The sequence below is a fragment of the Clostridioides sp. ZZV14-6153 genome (assembly GCF_020657855.1).
Taxonomy (GTDB): Bacteria; Bacillota; Clostridia; order Peptostreptococcales; family Peptostreptococcaceae; genus Clostridioides.
This window is the reverse complement of the sequence record NZ_JAGWCZ010000014.1, coordinates 43,364-62,541: the sequence shown is the minus strand read 5'-3', so window position 1 is coordinate 62,541 and position 19,178 is coordinate 43,364. Positions and strand designations below refer to the sequence as shown.

18 protein-coding genes are annotated in these 19,178 nt (G+C 28.8%); 7 read left to right on the top strand and 11 right to left on the bottom strand.

The window, feature by feature from the left end; genetic code table 11:
• Positions 1-64 precede the first annotated feature (64 nt).
• Positions 65-1,315, top strand: coding sequence for an MFS transporter (locus KGF46_RS15660; protein ID WP_227828364.1), 1,251 nt, complete (start codon positions 65-67; stop codon positions 1,313-1,315).
• A gap of 212 nt (positions 1,316-1,527) precedes the next feature.
• Here KGF46_RS15660 and KGF46_RS15655 read toward each other — a convergent pair whose 3' ends face one another.
• The 7 genes from KGF46_RS15655 to KGF46_RS15625 form a co-directional block, all read right to left on the bottom strand.
• The gene (locus KGF46_RS15655; RefSeq protein WP_227828363.1) at positions 1,528-1,944 is read right to left on the bottom strand and encodes a DUF3795 domain-containing protein; all 417 of its coding nucleotides are present in this window, start codon (positions 1,942-1,944) and stop codon (positions 1,528-1,530) included.
• A 198-nt stretch (positions 1,945-2,142) separates the two neighbouring features.
• Entirely contained in the window at positions 2,143-3,156 is a 1,014-nt protein-coding gene (locus KGF46_RS15650; protein ID WP_413894738.1) for an ABC transporter permease, read from the bottom strand.
• Positions 3,157-3,161: 5 nt separating this feature from the next.
• Positions 3,162-4,190 (bottom strand): ABC transporter permease, encoded by a 1,029-nt coding sequence (locus KGF46_RS15645; protein ID WP_227828361.1) that lies wholly within the window; start codon positions 4,188-4,190, stop codon positions 3,162-3,164.
• Positions 4,190-5,035, bottom strand: a complete 846-nt coding sequence (locus KGF46_RS15640) for an ABC transporter ATP-binding protein (RefSeq protein ID WP_227839723.1) — start codon at positions 5,033-5,035, stop codon at positions 4,190-4,192. Before KGF46_RS15640 ends, KGF46_RS15645 begins: the two co-directional genes overlap by 1 nt.
• A gap of 364 nt (positions 5,036-5,399) precedes the next feature.
• Complete coding sequence (locus KGF46_RS15635) at positions 5,400-6,533, bottom strand: sensor histidine kinase (protein ID WP_227828359.1); 1,134 nt, start codon at positions 6,531-6,533, stop codon at positions 5,400-5,402.
• Positions 6,533-7,201, bottom strand: coding sequence for a response regulator transcription factor (locus KGF46_RS15630; protein WP_227828358.1), 669 nt, complete (start codon positions 7,199-7,201; stop codon positions 6,533-6,535). The genes KGF46_RS15635 and KGF46_RS15630 overlap by 1 nt, the downstream gene beginning before the upstream one ends.
• A gap of 175 nt (positions 7,202-7,376) precedes the next feature.
• Complete coding sequence (locus KGF46_RS15625; protein ID WP_227828357.1) at positions 7,377-8,027, bottom strand: YidC/Oxa1 family membrane protein insertase; 651 nt, start codon at positions 8,025-8,027, stop codon at positions 7,377-7,379.
• Between the two features lie 630 nt (positions 8,028-8,657).
• On the opposite strand from KGF46_RS15625, the gene KGF46_RS15620 reads away from it, so the two are divergent.
• Positions 8,658-9,251 (top strand): nitroreductase family protein, encoded by a 594-nt coding sequence (locus KGF46_RS15620; RefSeq protein ID WP_227856927.1) that lies wholly within the window; start codon positions 8,658-8,660, stop codon positions 9,249-9,251.
• 105 nt (positions 9,252-9,356) lie between these two features.
• On the opposite strand, the gene KGF46_RS15615 is transcribed toward KGF46_RS15620, so the two are convergent.
• Positions 9,357-10,760 carry an MATE family efflux transporter gene (locus tag KGF46_RS15615; protein WP_227828355.1) on the bottom strand — a complete coding sequence of 468 codons (1,404 nt, stop codon included), beginning with the start codon at positions 10,758-10,760 and terminating at the stop codon, positions 9,357-9,359.
• Positions 10,744-11,205: a MarR family winged helix-turn-helix transcriptional regulator gene (locus KGF46_RS15610; protein WP_227828354.1), complete on the bottom strand. Its 462-nt coding sequence runs from the start codon at positions 11,203-11,205 to the stop codon at positions 10,744-10,746. Before KGF46_RS15610 ends, KGF46_RS15615 begins: the two co-directional genes overlap by 17 nt.
• 414 nt (positions 11,206-11,619) lie before the next feature.
• On the opposite strand from KGF46_RS15610, the gene KGF46_RS15605 reads away from it, so the two are divergent.
• The 5 genes from KGF46_RS15605 (at position 11,620) to KGF46_RS15585 (ending at position 15,608) form a co-directional block, all read left to right on the top strand.
• Positions 11,620-12,588, top strand: coding sequence for a helix-turn-helix transcriptional regulator (locus KGF46_RS15605; RefSeq protein WP_227828352.1), 969 nt, complete (start codon positions 11,620-11,622; stop codon positions 12,586-12,588).
• Between the two features lie 259 nt (positions 12,589-12,847).
• Complete coding sequence (locus KGF46_RS15600; protein ID WP_227861320.1) at positions 12,848-13,396, top strand: DUF1697 domain-containing protein; 549 nt, start codon at positions 12,848-12,850, stop codon at positions 13,394-13,396.
• A gap of 497 nt (positions 13,397-13,893) precedes the next feature.
• A complete protein-coding gene (locus KGF46_RS15595; RefSeq protein ID WP_227861319.1) occupies positions 13,894-14,409 on the top strand; it encodes a PadR family transcriptional regulator in 516 nt (171 codons plus the stop codon).
• 48 nt (positions 14,410-14,457) lie between these two features.
• Positions 14,458-14,961 (top strand): flavodoxin family protein, encoded by a 504-nt coding sequence (locus KGF46_RS15590; protein ID WP_227861318.1) that lies wholly within the window; start codon positions 14,458-14,460, stop codon positions 14,959-14,961.
• On the top strand, positions 14,958-15,608 hold the full coding sequence (locus KGF46_RS15585) for a hypothetical protein (protein WP_227828348.1): 651 nt from the start codon (positions 14,958-14,960) through the stop codon (positions 15,606-15,608). The genes KGF46_RS15590 and KGF46_RS15585 overlap by 4 nt, the downstream gene beginning before the upstream one ends.
• Positions 15,609-15,687: 79 nt before the next feature.
• On the opposite strand, the gene KGF46_RS15580 is transcribed toward KGF46_RS15585, so the two are convergent.
• On the bottom strand, positions 15,688-18,252 hold the full coding sequence (locus KGF46_RS15580; RefSeq protein ID WP_227862153.1) for an ABC transporter permease: 2,565 nt from the start codon (positions 18,250-18,252) through the stop codon (positions 15,688-15,690).
• Entirely contained in the window at positions 18,239-18,928 is a 690-nt protein-coding gene (locus KGF46_RS15575) for an ABC transporter ATP-binding protein (RefSeq protein ID WP_227828346.1), read from the bottom strand. Before KGF46_RS15575 ends, KGF46_RS15580 begins: the two co-directional genes overlap by 14 nt.
• Between the last annotated feature and the right edge of the window lie 250 nt (positions 18,929-19,178).

Genomic DNA, 19,178 nt, shown 5'->3' with positions numbered 1-19,178 from the left:
TTTGATTTGTGTGTTATTCTTAAGAGCGAGAAAAATTAAACACACAAATCAAAGGAGGAATAGAATGGAAAACAAAAATACTCATTTTACATGGAAGAAAAAAATCATTACCTTTTTAGTGAGCCAATATATTTCCCTATTTGGTTCATCACTTGTACAGATGGCAATGATATGGTATATCACACTTCAAACATCATCAGGCCTATGGGTAACAATTTTAACCGTATGCTCCTTCATACCACAAATGCTAATATCTTTTTTTGCAGGAGTATGGGCAGATTACTACAATCGAAAAATACTCATCATTATATCTGATGCCATAATCGCTGCTTCTACACTGATACTACTTCTGCTTATGATGTCAGGAATTAAAGGAGAAAATGAATTAATCGCAATTGCAGTCGTATCCATTATTCGTTCTTTAGGAAGTGGTGTACAGACACCTGCTGTAAATGCAATGATTCCTCAACTTGTACCAGAAGAACACTTAATGCGTTTTAATGGTATAAATGGCAGTCTTCAATCTATAGTACAATTTATAGTTCCTGTTGTAGCTGCAGCGATTCTTGGTCTAGGCAATAAAATATCTCAGGTACTTTTAATTGATATCATTACTGCAATTATAGCTATTGTATTACTTTGCTTCATTAAAATCCCTAAACATAATATAGTAAAACAGACTGAAAAAGTATCATTTTTAACAGACATGATATCTGGAATAAAATACTCTTTTTCGGATAAATTTATTAGAAAAGTAGTTTTTACTTATGGAGCTTTCATTTTTCTTTGTGTACCATCAGGCTTTCTTATAGGATTATTGATTGAGCGTACATTTGGTAAAGGCTATGTTTATCTATCTATTATTGAAATGATTGGCTTTGCAGGTATGGTTTTAGGCGGATTAGTTATAGGAATATTTGGTGGCTTTAAAAATCGAAATAAGACATTTTTCTTGTCAATGTTATCTTACGCCATCTTTTCCATTATTTTGGGGTCTGTTACACAAGCTTGGCAATTTTTTATATTTATGTTTTTTACCAGTTTTTCAATTCCAATTATTCAAGCAACAGCTATGACCATGTTGCAAGAACATGTAGTACCAGAAATGCAAGGTCGTGTATTGGGCTTACCTACTATTATATATACTGGTCTTATACCTCTTGGGATGGTACTTTTTGGACCACTCGCTGATATATTATCTATTAACAGTTTGATTATTGTTTCAGGCGTAATAATTGCATTTTTTGCTTTATCTATTCCTTACTCAAGGCAATTTTATGCACAAGGTATCTTTAAATCAAAGGAAACTAAGTAATATACTATAGAAATTAAGTAATGCACTAAAGAAACTAAATAATATCCTAGGATAATTTTAATTCTTCTATTTTGTTTTTTATACATAATACACTAAGATAGTAATACACTAAGATAGTTTTAATTAGCCTAGTTCAAATTTTATAATCTCCGTTTCATTTACATCAAAGATTAAATGAAACGGAGAAAAGTAATATGCCAATAAGTTTATTATTATTTTGATTCCTTTTTAGCATGACACTCAGAACATTCAGAGTCATGTAAAGAAATAATTCCACCACAATAAACACAAGTCCATTTTTTTAATTCTTCTTCCATAAAAGTACTTATTCCAGACTCTTTCGCTAAAAGACTATTTTTTATAAGGCTCTCTTCGTATCTTTTATTGTAGCTTTTTTCCAAGTTTTTGACCAATTTGCATGGAAATTTTTCACACTCAAAACAATATGTAATCTTTTCTATCTTTGCACACTCTTTTATCTTACACGTTCTGCAATGTTCTGGTTTCCCCAAATCACTTACATAACATCCCTGACAAGGTTTCTTTGAATAACAATGTTTATAACAGACTTTACAATTCATACCACAAGGGGCGAGCATAATATTTTCAATCTTATTGGGCATTTTCATAATATATTATCCCTTTCTATAGTATTCTTAATTCTTGAACAACTCTAATTATTGGAATCATGAAGTTTTTGAACAGTATCATTATAAAAAATCATTTTAATAAGATACTTTCACTTATCATAAGTCTTTATAATCAAATTATCTATCCATCTTAATCATATAATAAACATATAATATAAGTATATCAAGCAATTAGATTTAATTATCTACTAAAAAATAGATTTTTTTCTTATCTAAAGTCATATACAGCAAAAACCATACAATACAATGTCCCACTAAAACTACAACTTCTTTTATAACAGTAACATTTCCATCAATAATTTCCATAATTCCTTTAAATGTTGCTATCGATGGCATTATATAACATAAATTGCCTATTCCTCTAATATCAACGCCTAAAATGTATACCAATAATGGAGTCCCTATAAATAAAATCATTATTAGCTTAATATAAATAATCCCTACCATAAGACCTTCTGATAGTTTACCAATAAATAAACCTATTAGTGATGATATAAATGTCGAAAATATGATAAGTAACAACATCATTACCATATCTAATATTGAAATCCTTAGACATATAAATACAGTTACAATTGAAGATAGACACCCACATAGAAAACCTATAAATATTTTCTGAATAATATATTGACTCCTAGTTTGTGGTAAGATTTCATTGATAAATGAAATTCCATCTTCTTTTTCAGATATGATATTCATTGCATTAAAAGTACATCCCATAAACATAGCTGTAATTAGAATCATAGCAATAAAAATATTTTGAAATTCTTTTAACACATTATCTTTAGGTAGTATTGTAACCTCAATATTTTCTAAATTTCCCTTTAGTATAAAAATTTTAGGTAACATCTTTGCTACATTTTTTATAGCATTAATCTCATTTCCATAAAGTATAGTTTGAATCCCCTCACCATTACTAATAACCCCAATTGTATTTGTTTTAATGTTTTTAACTTCACTTATTAAATGATTCTTAGTTTTATATTGTTTCACTGACCCATATCTACTTAGCCATTGCTCTGTTTGTGTAGAAAGGTTGTTTTTTATTGTCCCAAATTGCAACTCTCCTATTGAGGATATATCAATAGTTCCAACAAGATTTATTAAAATAGCCATAACAATTGGTAAAAAGAAGGAAATTATGCACATTTTATCTTTTCTTATACTCTTCAACTGATATCGTAATCCCATCAACACTACCCCTCCCTAATCAATTCTTTATCAAAAACATATTTAACAAGTAAAAAAAGAACTATTATTGTCAGAAAGCATGCAATAAAATAACTAATTTCACTTGAGAAACTTATAAAAAAAGCATTTTTTAACTCATTATAAACATGATAAAAAGGGTGATATTTAATCCAACTTATTTCAAAAGATGTATTTGCAGATAAAAACACAGGTGTAGTTATAAACACTGCAACTAAAAGATATGCAAGAGAGAATTGTTTGAAATCCTTTAATAACATTGAACATCCAAATCCAACTAAAGACATAATTATGGATAAAATTCCAGTTTGAACTAGTACCTGAGGGAGTATTTTTATTCCTTCAAACAATCCAACATTAATTATTAACAAAAGCACTGTAAAACATAGGTCACATATCAGAAATATAGATACTTTTGATAATATAAAAAGACTTCTTTTTACAGGCAAAATACCTGTTATGCGCATTACACCCATTTGCTTTTCTTTAAATAGTAAAGAAGCAATACCTAAAAATCCAATTGCTACAATTTCAAAAAACAAAATCTCACAAGTCATTTCTTTTCGTAGTTTCATCTCAGATGTCTCTTTATCATCGATTTGAATTACTTCATCTTTTCCTGATGTTTTTACATCATTATCTTTTTCTGATAGTAACAAGGACAATGCATAATCAGCTCTATAATTATCAACTCTTTCAAGACTTTCATGCAAAATTACTTTTGCTCTATTCCCACTAGCATCAATCCCAACTGCATTTGTATCTTCAGATAGTTTTGATTTTAATTCATCAATAGAAGAAACAGGATGAATTAATGGAGATTCATACACACTTGTATTCTCTGGTTCGTACATATAAACACTATTGTGATAGGAATCTTCATCCATAAATTTTATATAGCCAAAATTAATATAGCATGAATAAAGTATAAGAGATGAAAATGCTAATATAAAGAATTTGCCATAAATAATCATCCGTAAATCTTTTTTCATTAAAGTAAAAAATTTAGAATACATCAATATAACATCCTTCCTGTATATTTAATAAAAATTTCTTCTAAGGTCGGTTCTTTTGAATGCACACTCACTATTTCATCATACTCAAAAGTCATACCAGATTCCAATTCCTCTATATCTAAACTCTTAACCTCTCGTTTACCATGATGTATAAACTCAACTTCAACCTTATTATTACTGTTTTTCACCTTTAGATTTTTAGGGCTATCTATTGCTATGATTTTGCCATCTGCAATGAAAGCTACTCTATTACACATTAAATCAGCATCCAACATATTATGAGTAGTTAAAAATATAGTTGTTCCTTTTTTTCGTTCCTCTTCAATAATTTTACGGAACAATACAGCTCCAGATGGGTCAAGCCCACTAGTAGGCTCATCTAAAAACAACAGTTTTGGATTACTTATCAATGCCCTTGCCATGCTGATACGTTGTTTCATTCCTTTTGAATAAGATGATACAGGCTTGTTTATGAACTCTTTCTTAAACTCTAACAAATCTAAAATCTCACCTATATCTCTTCTCTGTCTCTTAGGATAAAAAGATGAAAAATATTCAAGGTTGTCAATTGCACTTAAATTTGTATATAAATATGGAAACTCAAATAGGACACCAATCTTTTGATATAAAGAGTCTGTATATTCTTCAACTTCTTTGCCAAAAAGAGACACTTGACCACCATACCCTTTTAAAACTCCATTTAAAATTTTTTGTGTTGTGGATTTTCCTGAACCATTAGGTCCAAGAAATCCAAATATCTCACCTTCTTTTACATCAAAATCAAGTCCATGTAATATCTGTTTATCTTTTCCATAAGAGAATGTCAGTTCTTTGACTTTTATCATATATCATAATCCTCCTTGTTCTTTTTTTATTTTTGTCGTCTATCCCACCATTTTATAAATTTAACTTTAAATGGAATAGAAATTAAAACTATTAATACAATAATTAACCACGTATACCATTTCACAAATACCTCACCCTCCTGTTTTACTTAGTGATTATGTTTTATTTATTTCTTTAACTTATTTTATTGCCATTAAGTGAAATCAAAGTGTCTCTCTTGTGAAATCGAAGTGAAATAATAAAAAGTCCTGTTTTCACCAAGAAAACAGGACTTTTTATTAAATACTTTTCATCAAGACTTTTTATTAATTTTTTTTATTAGGTATTTTTATTTTTTATCTTTTATGATTTATAAGCTATTCTTCACTCATCATCAACTGGAATCATAAAATAAAACTCTACTCCTTTATCACGATTTTTAACTCCATATTTTAAACCTTGCATTGTAAGTATTTGTGAAACAATAGCAAGCCCTAGACCAGAACCACCTTTTCTTTGAGATTCAGTACTACGATAAAATTTAGACCAAATCTTTGGAATCTCATCTAAATCTATAGTCTTACCATCATTATAAATCTTAAAAACAAGTAAATCATTACAGCATATAACAGATAAGTCTAAATTGCCATTATATTTAACATGCTTTTTTGCATTGATAATTAAATTTTCTACTACTTGCTCCATTCTCATTTTATCTACAACAACAAAAACTTTATTTTCTGGCAAATCATAAGTAAAATAAAAATCAATATCTGGAACATCAATTAATAGACGCCCTGCTACAGTTTCAACAAATTCTATAAAATCAAAACGCTCTGGATTGAGTTTAGAGACTCCTGCTTCTAAAGCAGATAAATCCAATAAAGATACAATCATATTGTTCATTCTATCAGTTTCTTCTATAATGATGTTCATATAAAGCTTCTTCTTCTCTTCATCAACTTCATCCATAAGACCCTCTGTATAGGCACGAATAATACCAAGTGGTGTTTTCATTTCATGTGAAATTGTGTCCACTAATTCCTTTCTTTGCTCTAATAACATTCTTTCCTTATTTACATCTTTTTCAAGTTGGATATTTGCATCTTCCAGTTCTAACAAAGCCTGTTGTAAATTTGTAGACATTGTATTTAGACTCCTAGAAAGCTCTCCAAATTCATCATTCGTATTAACAGTACACGGATTAGAAAAATCTAGTTGTGACATACTCTTTGCAGATTTATTTATAGAGGTAATTGGCTCTGAAATAAACCTTCCCAATAAAAAATCAATACCTAAAATAAATATAATCATTACTATAAACCAAATCCAAAATCCAAACTTACTATTTATTGGAAATTCCTCAACAATAAGATAAAACAATATAATAGTTGCTCCTGCTAATTTAGAAAGAAAAAATACTTTCTTTCTCACTGAGTATAATCCAAAATTTGTCTTAAGCCAATTTGACATATTTACATTCTTTAATTTATTTATAAACTTTCTTAAATTATCCATTATTTAACCTCAAACTTATATCCTGAACGAATTAATGTAACTATATGATGACCTTCATTACCAAGTTTTTTACGCAGAGTTTTTATGTGTGTATCTACAGTTCGCGTATTTCCTTCAAAATCATATCCCCATATACAATTCAATAGTTTATCTCTAGAAAAAACTTGATTAGGATTTTCCACAAATAAACGTAATAATTCAAATTCCTTATATGTTAAATCAATAAGTTTATCTTCTACATATACTTGCCTTGACTTCAGTATAATAAATATCTTCCCTACACTTAATGAACTTTTTGGAATATCGACAGTATACCTACGAAGTAAGGCTGTCACCTTTGCTAATAGTACCTTTGGACTAAATGGCTTTGTTATATAATCATCAGCTCCATACTCATAGCCTTTTAATTTATCTTCTTCTTCACCTTTAGCTGTCAACATAATAATAGGTATATTAGTAATTTCACGTGAAACTCTACATACTGAGAATCCATCTAAATACGGCATCATAATATCTAATATCATTAAATCTATATCAGTATTCTTTAGTATTGTAAGTGCTTCTACTCCATCATCAGCAGTTATGCAAGTATACCCTCCTTTTTGCATATATTCTACAATAATATCTTGCATTCTTTTTTCATCTTCTACAACTAGTATTTTAGCCATTATTATTTTATCACCTCAGCTTTTTAACTTTATTTTAGTTTATATTAATTTATTTATTTTGTAACTGTTTTTTAGAAAATAACATGTTTATAAAAATAATCTACCAATTTATAAAAATAGCCTGCCAACTTTGCTTCATGTTGGCAGGCTAAAAATTTTAAAAATACTTATTATATTATTTTAATGCTAGTTTATTTTTTTGATTAAAATATATTCTAAAACAAATTTCTTCAATTAATGTATAAATTGCACTTGTTATAAAATATAGACCTAAGGCTACTGGAGTTCTAACAGTTAATATAAGACTCATTACAGTAGTCATTATAACCGTTTGTTTATTAAATGTTCTTTGAGAATTCACCTTAAAATATGGTATATAATTTATCAAATTTGGAGCTAGCATAGTTAATGTGTATATACAAGGTAGTATAAATAAATTATCAGCTGTATTTAAATTAGCAATCCAAGGAATTATAACTGTTGTAAATCCCTTTGGCATGTTTAAACATACATGATACAGTGCATATATTACTGGCATTTGTAGTAAAATCGTGGAACACCCAATCATACTCTTCATACTTTCTACAGAGTGTATCTGTAGTTGCTTTTCAAGTTCTTTAGCATTATCCTTATATTTTTCTTTTATATGTTCCATTTTTTCTGCCAATTCTTGTTGTTTTTTCATAGAAAATCTTTGTTTTAATGACAATGGCATTAGTACCAACTTTACTATTAAAGTTATAAGTACTATTGCAATCCCAAAATCTCCTGTAAAACTAAATAATATATTTAATACCTCTTGTAGTATATTTGAAATGAAATCCATTCTATTCTCTCCTTTTATTTTAAATTCTTGAACTGTAATAGAATCATTTCAAATTAAAATATACTATAATACCTCCAAATATCATATTTTTGAAAAACAATATAATGCTTAGGCAATCTTTTTTCAGAATATGTAAATCTATTTATAAATATATTTCTTATCAAAACATATTTAACTCTATGATATAAGAGGTCTTTACAAAAGTAAATTATGCATCCAAGGATAGATACTAATAATGTCATATAAATTAGTATATACAACAAATTATCCATATCCAATCTCATTACATCACCTCATCAGTATTTATGTTTATGTTTAGATAATTATAGTATATTAATCACTTAATGTAAATATATAAGTACTAATACCTTGATAAAACTATATTAAATTTTTAGTGTCATTTTTACCAGAATTCTTATGCTCTACTTCTAAAGACAATGACTTTTTTCTAAATTAATGATAAAATAATTAAAACAATTCTTCTATATGCAAATATGTTTTATGTAAACATAACGTAAATATATTTTATATAAACATATTTTATGTAAATATATGTTTAAAACTAATATAATCTTTAAAATAAAAAACCATACTTGAAAAAATTAACAAAACTAAATGGAGGTTACCATAATGATAAGCGATTCTATATCGAAAAGACGTAGCATTAGAAAATATAAAAATCAAAGTATTTCACATGAAACTATAGAGAAAATAATTGAAGCTGGAATAAATGCACCTTCATCTAAAAATAGACAACCATGGAAATTTATTGTTGTCACTGAAAAAGAAAAAGAATCTATGCTTAGAGCTATGAGCAAAGGTATTCAAAATGAAATTGATAACAATGGACTTCTTCCAGAAAGTCGCCAACATATTGCAGGAGCAAATTATACTGTTGAAATTATGAAACAAGCTCCCATAACAATTTTTATTTTAAACAAGTTAGGAAAGTCACCTTTAGAAAACTTATCTGCTGAAGAACGTTTTTATGAAATGGCAAATATACAATCAATTGGAGCTGCAATTCAAAATATGTCTCTTACAGCTGTAGAGTTAGGCCTAGGTAGTCTTTGGATTTGTGATGTGTACTTTGCATATCATGAATTATGTGAGTGGTTAGATACAGATAGTCAATTGGTTGCAGCAATATCCTTAGGTTATCCTGATGAACAACCATCAAAAAGACCTAGATTAAAATTAAATGATGTAACTGAATGGAGATAAATAACTATTTATAACCAAAATATGGTAAGTAAATTCAATAAAAACAATTTACTTACCATAAAAAATAATTTGCTTACTATACTACTAGAACTATTGAAGATTATCTTATACCTCTACAATCTCCTTATGATTACTCACCACTTTATTTTGCTTTATAGTCAATGCTTTCATTTCATGAACTGCAAAATATATACATACCATTGCAGCAGCGGCGTCAGCTATTGGCCCTGCATACATTACTCCATCAATACCCATAAACATCGGTAAAATCACTATTAATGGAATTAAAAACAGAATCTGACGAGTCAAAGAAGTAAAAAGTCCCAGTACTGATTTCCCAATTGATGTAAAGAAAGTTGATGATACTATTTGAACACCATTTATAAATGTTAATAACAAGAAAGTTCTAAAGTAATGTTCTGCAAATATAAAGTAAGTTTCGTTCCCATTACCAAATATAGATGTAATTTGTCGTGGAAATAATTGGAAACATAAGAATGCAATAACAGATATAACAGTTGCACTTCCTACTGCCATCTTATAAGCTTCTTTTACACGAGTATATTTTTCAGCCCCATAATTGTATCCTATGATTGGTTGCATTCCTTGTGATATACCAATAATTATAGATATAAAAATCATATTTACTTTAATAATGATACCAACACAAGCAAGTGGAATCTCACTTCCATAAACTGACATTGCTCCATAATATGCTAGTGTATTATTCATAACTATTTGTGTTACAGTCATTGCTAATTGGTTAAAACATGAACTTGAACCTAGTGCAAATATATGTTTATAAATCATACTCTCTAATTTAAAACTCTTCTTATGTAATTTAATATGTTGAAAATTCATTACATAATAAACACTAATTCCAAAAGATATAAGTTGCCCAATAACAGTAGCTAAAGCAGACCCAGCAATTCCCATATCAAGCACAAATATGAATAGTGGATTTAAAATGGTGTTGATAACTGCTCCTACCAACATACAAAACATAGAAGCTTTTGGTTTTCCATCAGCAAGTATCAACTTACTCATTCCAGTAGACATTATAAGAAATGGCAATCCAATTGATGTAATCTTTGTATATGTGTGTGCATAAGGTAATATTTCTGATGTGGAACCAAAGAATTTTAACAGTGGTGTTAAAAATATTGATACTATTATAAATAAACTTATTCCAAATATAGCCATCAAGCAAATAGAATTTCCTGCTGCTTTTGTAGCTTTTTCTGAATTTTTAGCTCCTAATTCTAATGAACACTTAGATGCTCCTCCAATACCTAACAATAAAGCAATTGCAGTACATATTGTTGTTAGTGGAAAGGTAACATTTGTAGCAGCATTACCTAATACCCCAACACCTTGCCCGATAAAGATTTGGTCAACAATGTTATATAAGGCACTTACTAACATCGCTATAATACTGGGTATTGCATACTTAGTCAATAATTTTGAAACTTTCTCATACTCCAATGGTTCTTTATATTTTTCTTCCATCTTCCTTCGCCTCCAATTTTGCTTCTTCATTCATATCAATGGCTATAAAAGCAGTCTTTTTTAACATTGACATGAACAACTCTTGCTCTTCTTTTTCAAATGAACTTAACAATTCTTCTACATACCCATTCGTTATTTTTATTATTTCATCGTAACATGCCAAAGATTTTTCTGTAGGATACAAATGCCACGTTCTTTTATCTTTAACACTTGGCTCTCTAGTGATAAATCCTTCTTTTTCTAGGTTTGCCAAAGCTCTTGTTATGTTACTAGGATTTACAAGAATTCTTTTAAATATAGTATCCTGTGTAATACCTGGATTACTACATATGTGTAATACATAAAAATATTGGCTATTGTTAATTCCAATATCAGCCAATTTTCTGTCAATATAGTTTGTGTTATATCTATTTATAATGGAAACCCATTTTAATAGCTCTCTCATCTTTTCTCCTTATATTGTTATTTATATTTTAATTGCGAGCGCAATAATCTATTTGCTCATGCAATTATTTTACTGCTAAATTTATACTTTGTCAATAGTCCATAATTCCTAATTCCTGTTGAGTTTTTGTAAACTTTATCTAAATTTTTGATTATTTCTTTAAATCTTCTTATATATCTAAATAGCTTCATTTTATCAGCTATTCGGTCATTTTCACTATTAAAAGTTGAAATTAACACCAAGGCAAATTAAAGCCTGCTTTTAAGCTGTCATATCGATGTAACATAATATCGTAAATTAGACAATACATAAATGAATAGAATTAAAATCAAGTGACAGCAAGTAAAATCAAGCTATAACTTCTTTATTTCGTTATAATGAATATAGAGTGATTGAAACGAGGTGAATAGTTAAATGTATGAGTGGCAACAACAAATTCAGATAATCATTGACGAGATTGACAAATGTATTAAAAATTACAATGGCGAAGTCTTAACGCTACGCTTTCTTTCTCGCAAATTGGGATATTCTGAGTTTTATACAACGAAAAAATTCAAAGAAATATCGGGTATACAGTTTAGAGATTACTTGCGGAATAGAAAATTAGCCTTTGCATTAAAAGAGGTTCGGGACAGTGATAAAAGTCTATTGGATATTGCTTTTGATTATGGGTTTTCATCGCATGAAGCTTTTACCAGAGCTTTCAAAGGAACTTATGGTGTAACTCCGAGTGAATATCGAAAAAATCCTAAGCCAGTCGTTCTTCGTACAAAAATAACCCCTTTTGACCGCTACTTTTTAGGATTGGGAGAAATAGGTATGATTAAATCAACAGATGGTGTCAAGATTTATTTCGCAACCATACCTGCTCACAAATTTTTGTACATTAAAAACAATGAGAGTAACGGGTATTGGGATTTTTGGCGAAAGCAAAGCCTTATTCCAGGACAGGACCACGAAACAATTTGCGGTTTGCTCGACAGTATCAAGGGTAAATTGGACGATGATGGTGGAAGTGAAGCTAACTGCGGAAGCGGTCAGATTATGGCTTACATGAATGATTCGGACGGCAGGCTCTGCGATTGGGGTATTCTTCGTACAGAGTGTTGGGGCGTACGACTTCCTTTTGATTATAAAGGGGAGCTGCCACCACAAATGCTTATGATTGATATTCCCGAAGCCGAGTATATTATCTTTGAACATGGCCCGTTTAACTATGAACAGGAAAATTGCAGTGTGGAAGAAAAGATTGAAACGGCTATGGCAACTTTTGATTACACTGGTAAGGGTTACTGTCCTGATATTACCCCTGGAAGAATCATGTACTTTTATTATGACCCAGAACAGTATTTTAAGTACATTAGACCTGTGAAAAAGATGTAAGCCTATCCACTGTAAAATACTCACTAAGTGGATAAGGCGTACTCGATAAAATAAAATTTACAAATTTATTTTGGAAATCAGCTTTGCAAAAAAGACAGTGACAGATATTATGGAATTATTGCTGACGAAAAATATCTCATGGTATCTGAGTATAGCGGTTATGGTTCTGATGCTGAGATTGTAGTATTTAAGCATTGGAGGTAAGCGAAGATTAGAAGTTGAAGCGAAGATTATTTATAATATATGGAGGTTCTTTAGGTTGGAAAAATATATTGCTCTTTTACGTGGTATAAACATTAGCGGTAAAAACAAAGTGTCAATGCCATTATTAAAGGAGGCATTTGAAGATATGGGATTTTTGAATGTTAGCACCTATATCAATAGTGGAAATGTTCTTTTTTCCAGTGAAAACAACGATAAAAGTGAAATAAGTAGCCAATGTAAAGCCATGATAGAAGAAAGATTTATGTTAGATGTCCCTATAGTAATCATTTCACTAAAAGAATTATCGGAAGCTTTGGATAACACTCCCAAATGGTGGGATATAAATTCTGATGAAGAAGTGATACATCAAGCTATCTTCCCTATTCCACCTGTCACTATTGAAGAAGTATATAAGGCTGTTGGAGAAGCCAAACCAGAATATGAACAGGTTGATTATTATAAGAATGTGATTTTTTGGTCTGCACCAAGAGCTACATTATCAAAAACAAGGTGGTATAAAATTGCGAGTTCTTCAGTTAATAACAAAGTAACAATTAGAAATGCCAGCACTACAAAAAAATTATTTTTGCTATCAAATGAGTAAATTTATTATTGGCATAACATGGAGTTCACAAATTTCAGTTTATCTTTATGATTAACTGACTAGAAAATTTGAAAGCAATCTAACATCGTCATTCGTACGAATCTAAGAAAAAAATAGAGCTGGAGCCAGATAATTCGCAATATATATTGACTGTCTGGGGTGTTAGCTATAAATTCAACGAAGAAAAACCGCAGGTTATATATCACTAATTAGTGAATTATATATAATCTGCGGTTTTGTGCATTACTCAAATAATTTATATGCTTTTAATCATATTGTCGTATCAAAGCTCTTACGTAAGCTGTAGATTAATAGTAAATTCAACTCTTAAAACTTAAGATATTGATAATAAACCTAGTGTTTAAGAGATAATCTGTATTTCTGTTTAAAATTTAATTTAAAAACATATTGACAGTCTACCTATTATTTGTAATAATTAATATATCAATCCGATATATAACTAAACAATATATACATAAACGATACTAGGAGGCACTATGTTAGAATACATTATTTTAGGATTTCTTATGGAAAAAGAATTAAGTGGATACGATTTAAAACAAAAAATGTCACAAAGTACTTCATACTTTTTTGATGCTAGTTTTGGTAGTATTTATCCTGCACTCAAAAGATTAGAAGAAAAAGGTTATATCTGCTATCGCGAAGTTATAGATGGTGGTAAATTAAAAAAACTATACTCTATAACTGATATAGGAAAATCATACTTTCTCGAGTGGTTAGAAAAACCAATTAAATTTTCTAAAACAAAGCATGACCACCTTGTTAACATATTTTTTTATGAGTACTTACCTAAAGAAATAATTGAAACAAACTTAAAAATGTTAATAGCTGAAGTTGAATTACTTTTAAATAAATTAGATACACAGAAAACTGAGGTGGAACAAAATTGTTGTATTGACCAATACACATGTATGTATTTCACAATGATTTATGGAGTTGACTATTATAGTTTTGTAATTAATTGGTGTAATGATTTATTAAAAAAATTGTAGGATAGAATTATAAAAGTCAACCTACATAATATAAAGGGGGTAAAATTTATGAGACTTTTAATACATGATTTAACTGAAAAAGATTTAGATAATTTATTACCTAAACTTGATAACAATATAAAAGTACTTTCAAACAATGAAGAAATCCATAAGTGTATTGGTTGCTTTGGTTGTTGGATTAAAACACCTACTACATGCGTCATAAAAGACTATTACAGGAACATGAGTAAATTGATAGCTGATTCTGATGAACTTATTATACTAAGTAGATGTTGTTATGGTGGCTTTAGCCCATTTATTAAAAATATACTTGATAGAAGTATAAGCTATGTACTTCCATACTTTGTAATGAAGAATAATGAAATGCATCATAAGAATAGATATGAAAAACAGATAAATTTAAAGGTTCTATTCTATGGAGATTATATTACAGATGCTGAAAAAGATACTGCTACTAATCTAATACGTGCAAATGCTGTAAATCTTAATATGAAGGAACATTCTGTTTCATTTTTTAAAAATCCACAAGATGTAAGAGGTGAATCTTTATGAATATAGTAATGATAAATGGAAGCCCAAAAGTAAAAGAAAATAATTCACAATACTTTTTATCTGAGGTAGAAAAACTTATACAAAAAGATAATGAGATTTTCACATTTAAAATAGACAATGTATCTAAGTATCCTAAAGCTATTGATTCCATACTTAATTGTGATAGGTTAATAATTGCATTTCCTCTTTATGTAGATGGTATTCCTTCTCATTTAATTAGTTTTTTAGAGGAATGTGAAGAACTTGCAAAGAAACAAAATAAAAAATCTATTCCAGTATATGCAATAGTTAACTGTGGATTCTATGAGGGACAACAAACTCACTTAGCAATTCAAATGATAGAAAATTGGTGTAAAAAGGCTAACTTTACATGGGTTCAAGGAATCGGAATTGGTGCTGGAGAAATGATAGGTTCATTAAAATCTGTTCCTTTAGGTAAAGGTCCAAAAAAAAGCTTAGAAACTTTATTAGGAGAACTATCAAAGAATATACTTAGTAACAACATAGATAGTAACACTTCTAGTAAAGATACTATTTTTATCTCACCTAACTTTCCTAGATTTGCATATAAATTTATGGCTAACCACCAATGGACTCCTCTAGGTAAATCAAATGGATTAAGCAAAAGTGATATACTAAAAAAATAAAACATTAAAACATTATAACAAAACTGACATTTAAAAAGGGCTCTTACCTATAAGAACCCTTTTTTCTATACATATAAACTTATTCAGCTTCTCTAATTCTTTCAACAATACTATCCTTAGAAACATTATGATAAACTATTAAAGGTACTATAGATGTTATCAAAAATACTATTAATATACTTATTATAAGTGCTCCTACTGGATAAGCATACACAGAATATCTTAATTTCATAATATTAAATCCTAAAAATGTTGCCATACTTCCAAAAGTAAGATTTACAATAGTTATTATCACCCCATAATAAAAACCTTCAAGCATTATCATTTTTTGAAGCTGTTTTCTTGTCATTCCTACTGCCTCAATCATTGCAAACTCTTGTTTACGAGACATTATATTTGTTATCATAGTATTTATAAAGTTTAGTACTCCAATCAATCCTATTATAAAGACTGCACTCATACCTACAATCTTTATAACCTTTTGACTCTCTCTTGCCTCTTCTATATAGATATTTTTTGAATAAACTTTTGTATATGGATTATTGTATTTCTTATTCAAATTATTTATTTTATTTTCAACAGACTTCACATCACCATTTGTATCAATTACCAGACTTTCTACATATGGCTTTATAACCATATTTTTAAAGTCATTTTCATTAATGTACATTCCCATATTAAAATTTTGTGCACCATCAAAAACTGCCATGACTTTAAACTCTTTATCTATATATCCTTCCCCTATAGTATCTCCTTTTAAATATCTAAACTTAATTTTATCTCCTGCTTTTATTTTACTTCCTTCATGTCCATTAATTACTACATATCCGCCTTCATCAAATTTTTTCTCATCTATAGAACCTGACAGTATTTTAGAATTCTTTTGAGAATATATATTATTGTTTTTTGATAGTTTACTTAATAATCTACCTGAAGATAATCCAACTGTATCTGAAGCTAAAAAACCATTATTTTCTGCAATTTCTTCTGGGTCTCTGCCTTGAAGAAATTGCTTTTTATATTCTTCATCTACTTTTTGAGTCAATACTTCATCTTTTAAATCCCCTTCATAAACTATATAACTTAAATCCTTGTACACCTTACTTACATTACTCACTCCATCAAGATTCTTAATATATTTTATAAGATTTTCATCAATTGGAGCAACTTCGTTATCTTCAAATTTCGCAGTATCTGCAAGCCCATGACGTATTTCTATATCCCCTAACATCATACCTTCAGCTGCTCTTTCTGGGTTAGAACTACTTATAATTGCAGATACAGTCAAAAATATTATACAACTTAGTGACATAGAAACTAAAACTAGAATAGCTTTGCGTCTATTTCTAAATATATTTGAAAATGCCATCTTATGAATTTTAGAACCATGTTTCCCACTTTTAGACTTACGTTTAATCCTATTACTTTTATCACTATATCTTACAGCGTCTATAGGAGATACAGAACTTACAATCTTAGCAGGTTTTCTGCATGACAATCTAACAGTTACATATGAAAATATAACAGCAAATACAAATATTAACGGATTGAAATATTCAAATGCAGTTTTATTTAATCCCTCCATAAACTTACCAACCAGAGGAACAAATACCATCCCTAGTAAAAATCCCAATACTAAACCTATTGGTATAGCTACTATACATAATCTATTAGCTTGTTTAATAATCAATTTTTTTAATTGATACGGTGATGTCCCTATTGTTTTTAATAAGCCATAATATTTTATATCTTTAACAACTGAAATATAAAAAATATTATATATTAATAAATATCCACTTAAAAGTATAAGTATTACAATTAAGATTATTGGCAATACATTTTTAACAACTTCTTTGAAAGTAGTTGCTTGTTTACTTAAGTATATGGGATTTATAGTTGCTTTTCCTGAATAAGGTTGGATTTTCTCAATTAATTTATCAAATTTAGACTGCAAATCTTTATCATTAAAAAAATTGAAGGATACACTTGTAGGAGCTACCTCATGTGTTTTCTTGTAATTATCATAGAAGGCTTCACTTGTAAATACATCATGAAGAGGTATTGCTATAGCTGTTTTGTATTCAAAATATCCAACTAGTTTAAATTTGAATGTTTCTTTTTCATTAGTTAGTACTCCATCTTCAGTTTTTGGAATTATTAATCTTACTTCAGCACCTATTTTATGAGGTACATCTATCATATCTAATATCTTTGTAGGCATGACTATTTCATCATTATTTTTTGGTAAACTCCCTTCAATCATCTCTACATTTACAGCACTTTCAAGGCTTTTTTTATCATAAACAGTTAAATTCACTGCCTGCGTTGAAAACTCTGGATTTTTTAAACTTGCTATGTTTTTTACTATTCCAATACTGTTTTTATCTACTGAACTATCTTTTCTTATAATGTCAATCTGTCTATTACTTAAATCTTGAAATTGAACATGGCTCTTTGTCCCATATTCCATAGTTTGATAATTATTAAAAGCTTCCAACATACTATATCCTACTGTAAACAATGAGGTAAACAAAACTGTAGTTAACACTATTGCAAGAACTGAAACTATATTTCTCATTTTATTCGTTTTAAAACTTCTATCACTTAATTTTTTTATAATTTCCTTATTGTTATTTTGTAACATTGTTCTCACCTCTATTTACAACTTTTCCATCCTCAATCCTTATAATTCTGTCAGCCATTTGAGCAATTTGTTCATTATGAGTTATCATAATTATAGTTTGGCTAAATTTACTACTAGTAACTTTTAGAAGCCCTAACACATCTTGTTCTGTTTTGCTATCTAGGTTCCCTGTTGGTTCATCAGCTAGTATTATTGATGGTTTTGTTGCTAAAGCTCTTGCAATAGCTACTCTCTGTTGCTGTCCTCCTGATAGATTATTTGGAAGGTCATCCACTTTTTGACTTAGTCCTAAAACGTCTATTATTTCATCTATATATTTAGTATCTATTTTGCACCCATCAAGTTCTATAGGTAATACTATATTTTCATAAACATTTAGTATTGGAACTAAGTTATAATTTTGAAATATAAATCCTACATTACGTCTTCTAAATATTGTAAGTTCTTCATCATCCATAACAAATATATCATTATTATCAACAATTACTTTTCCATCACTTGCTCTATCAAGTCCCCCTATCATATGTAACAAGGTACTCTTTCCACTTCCTGATGTCCCTACTATAGCTACAAACTCTCCTCTATTTATACTTATATTTATTCCATCTAAAGCTTTTACTATATTTTCACCCTTACCATAATATTTTTTTAAATTATTAGTCTCCAGTATTTTCATAATCATATCTCCCTCTTACTTTATTTTATATATTTTCTAATTGTATATTAAAATTTCATGCTTATTGATTCCTTACTTAGATATTATCATGTAAGTACCTCTCTAATCCTCACAGTACTGTTATATTTTAGATATGAATTATAACAATTTTGAGATATTTTGTGATATTTATTGAAGTGAAACTAAAAATAGTGCATATGATGTTATCTAACAAACACTATATACACTACTTCTAAGAATTTTTGATTTT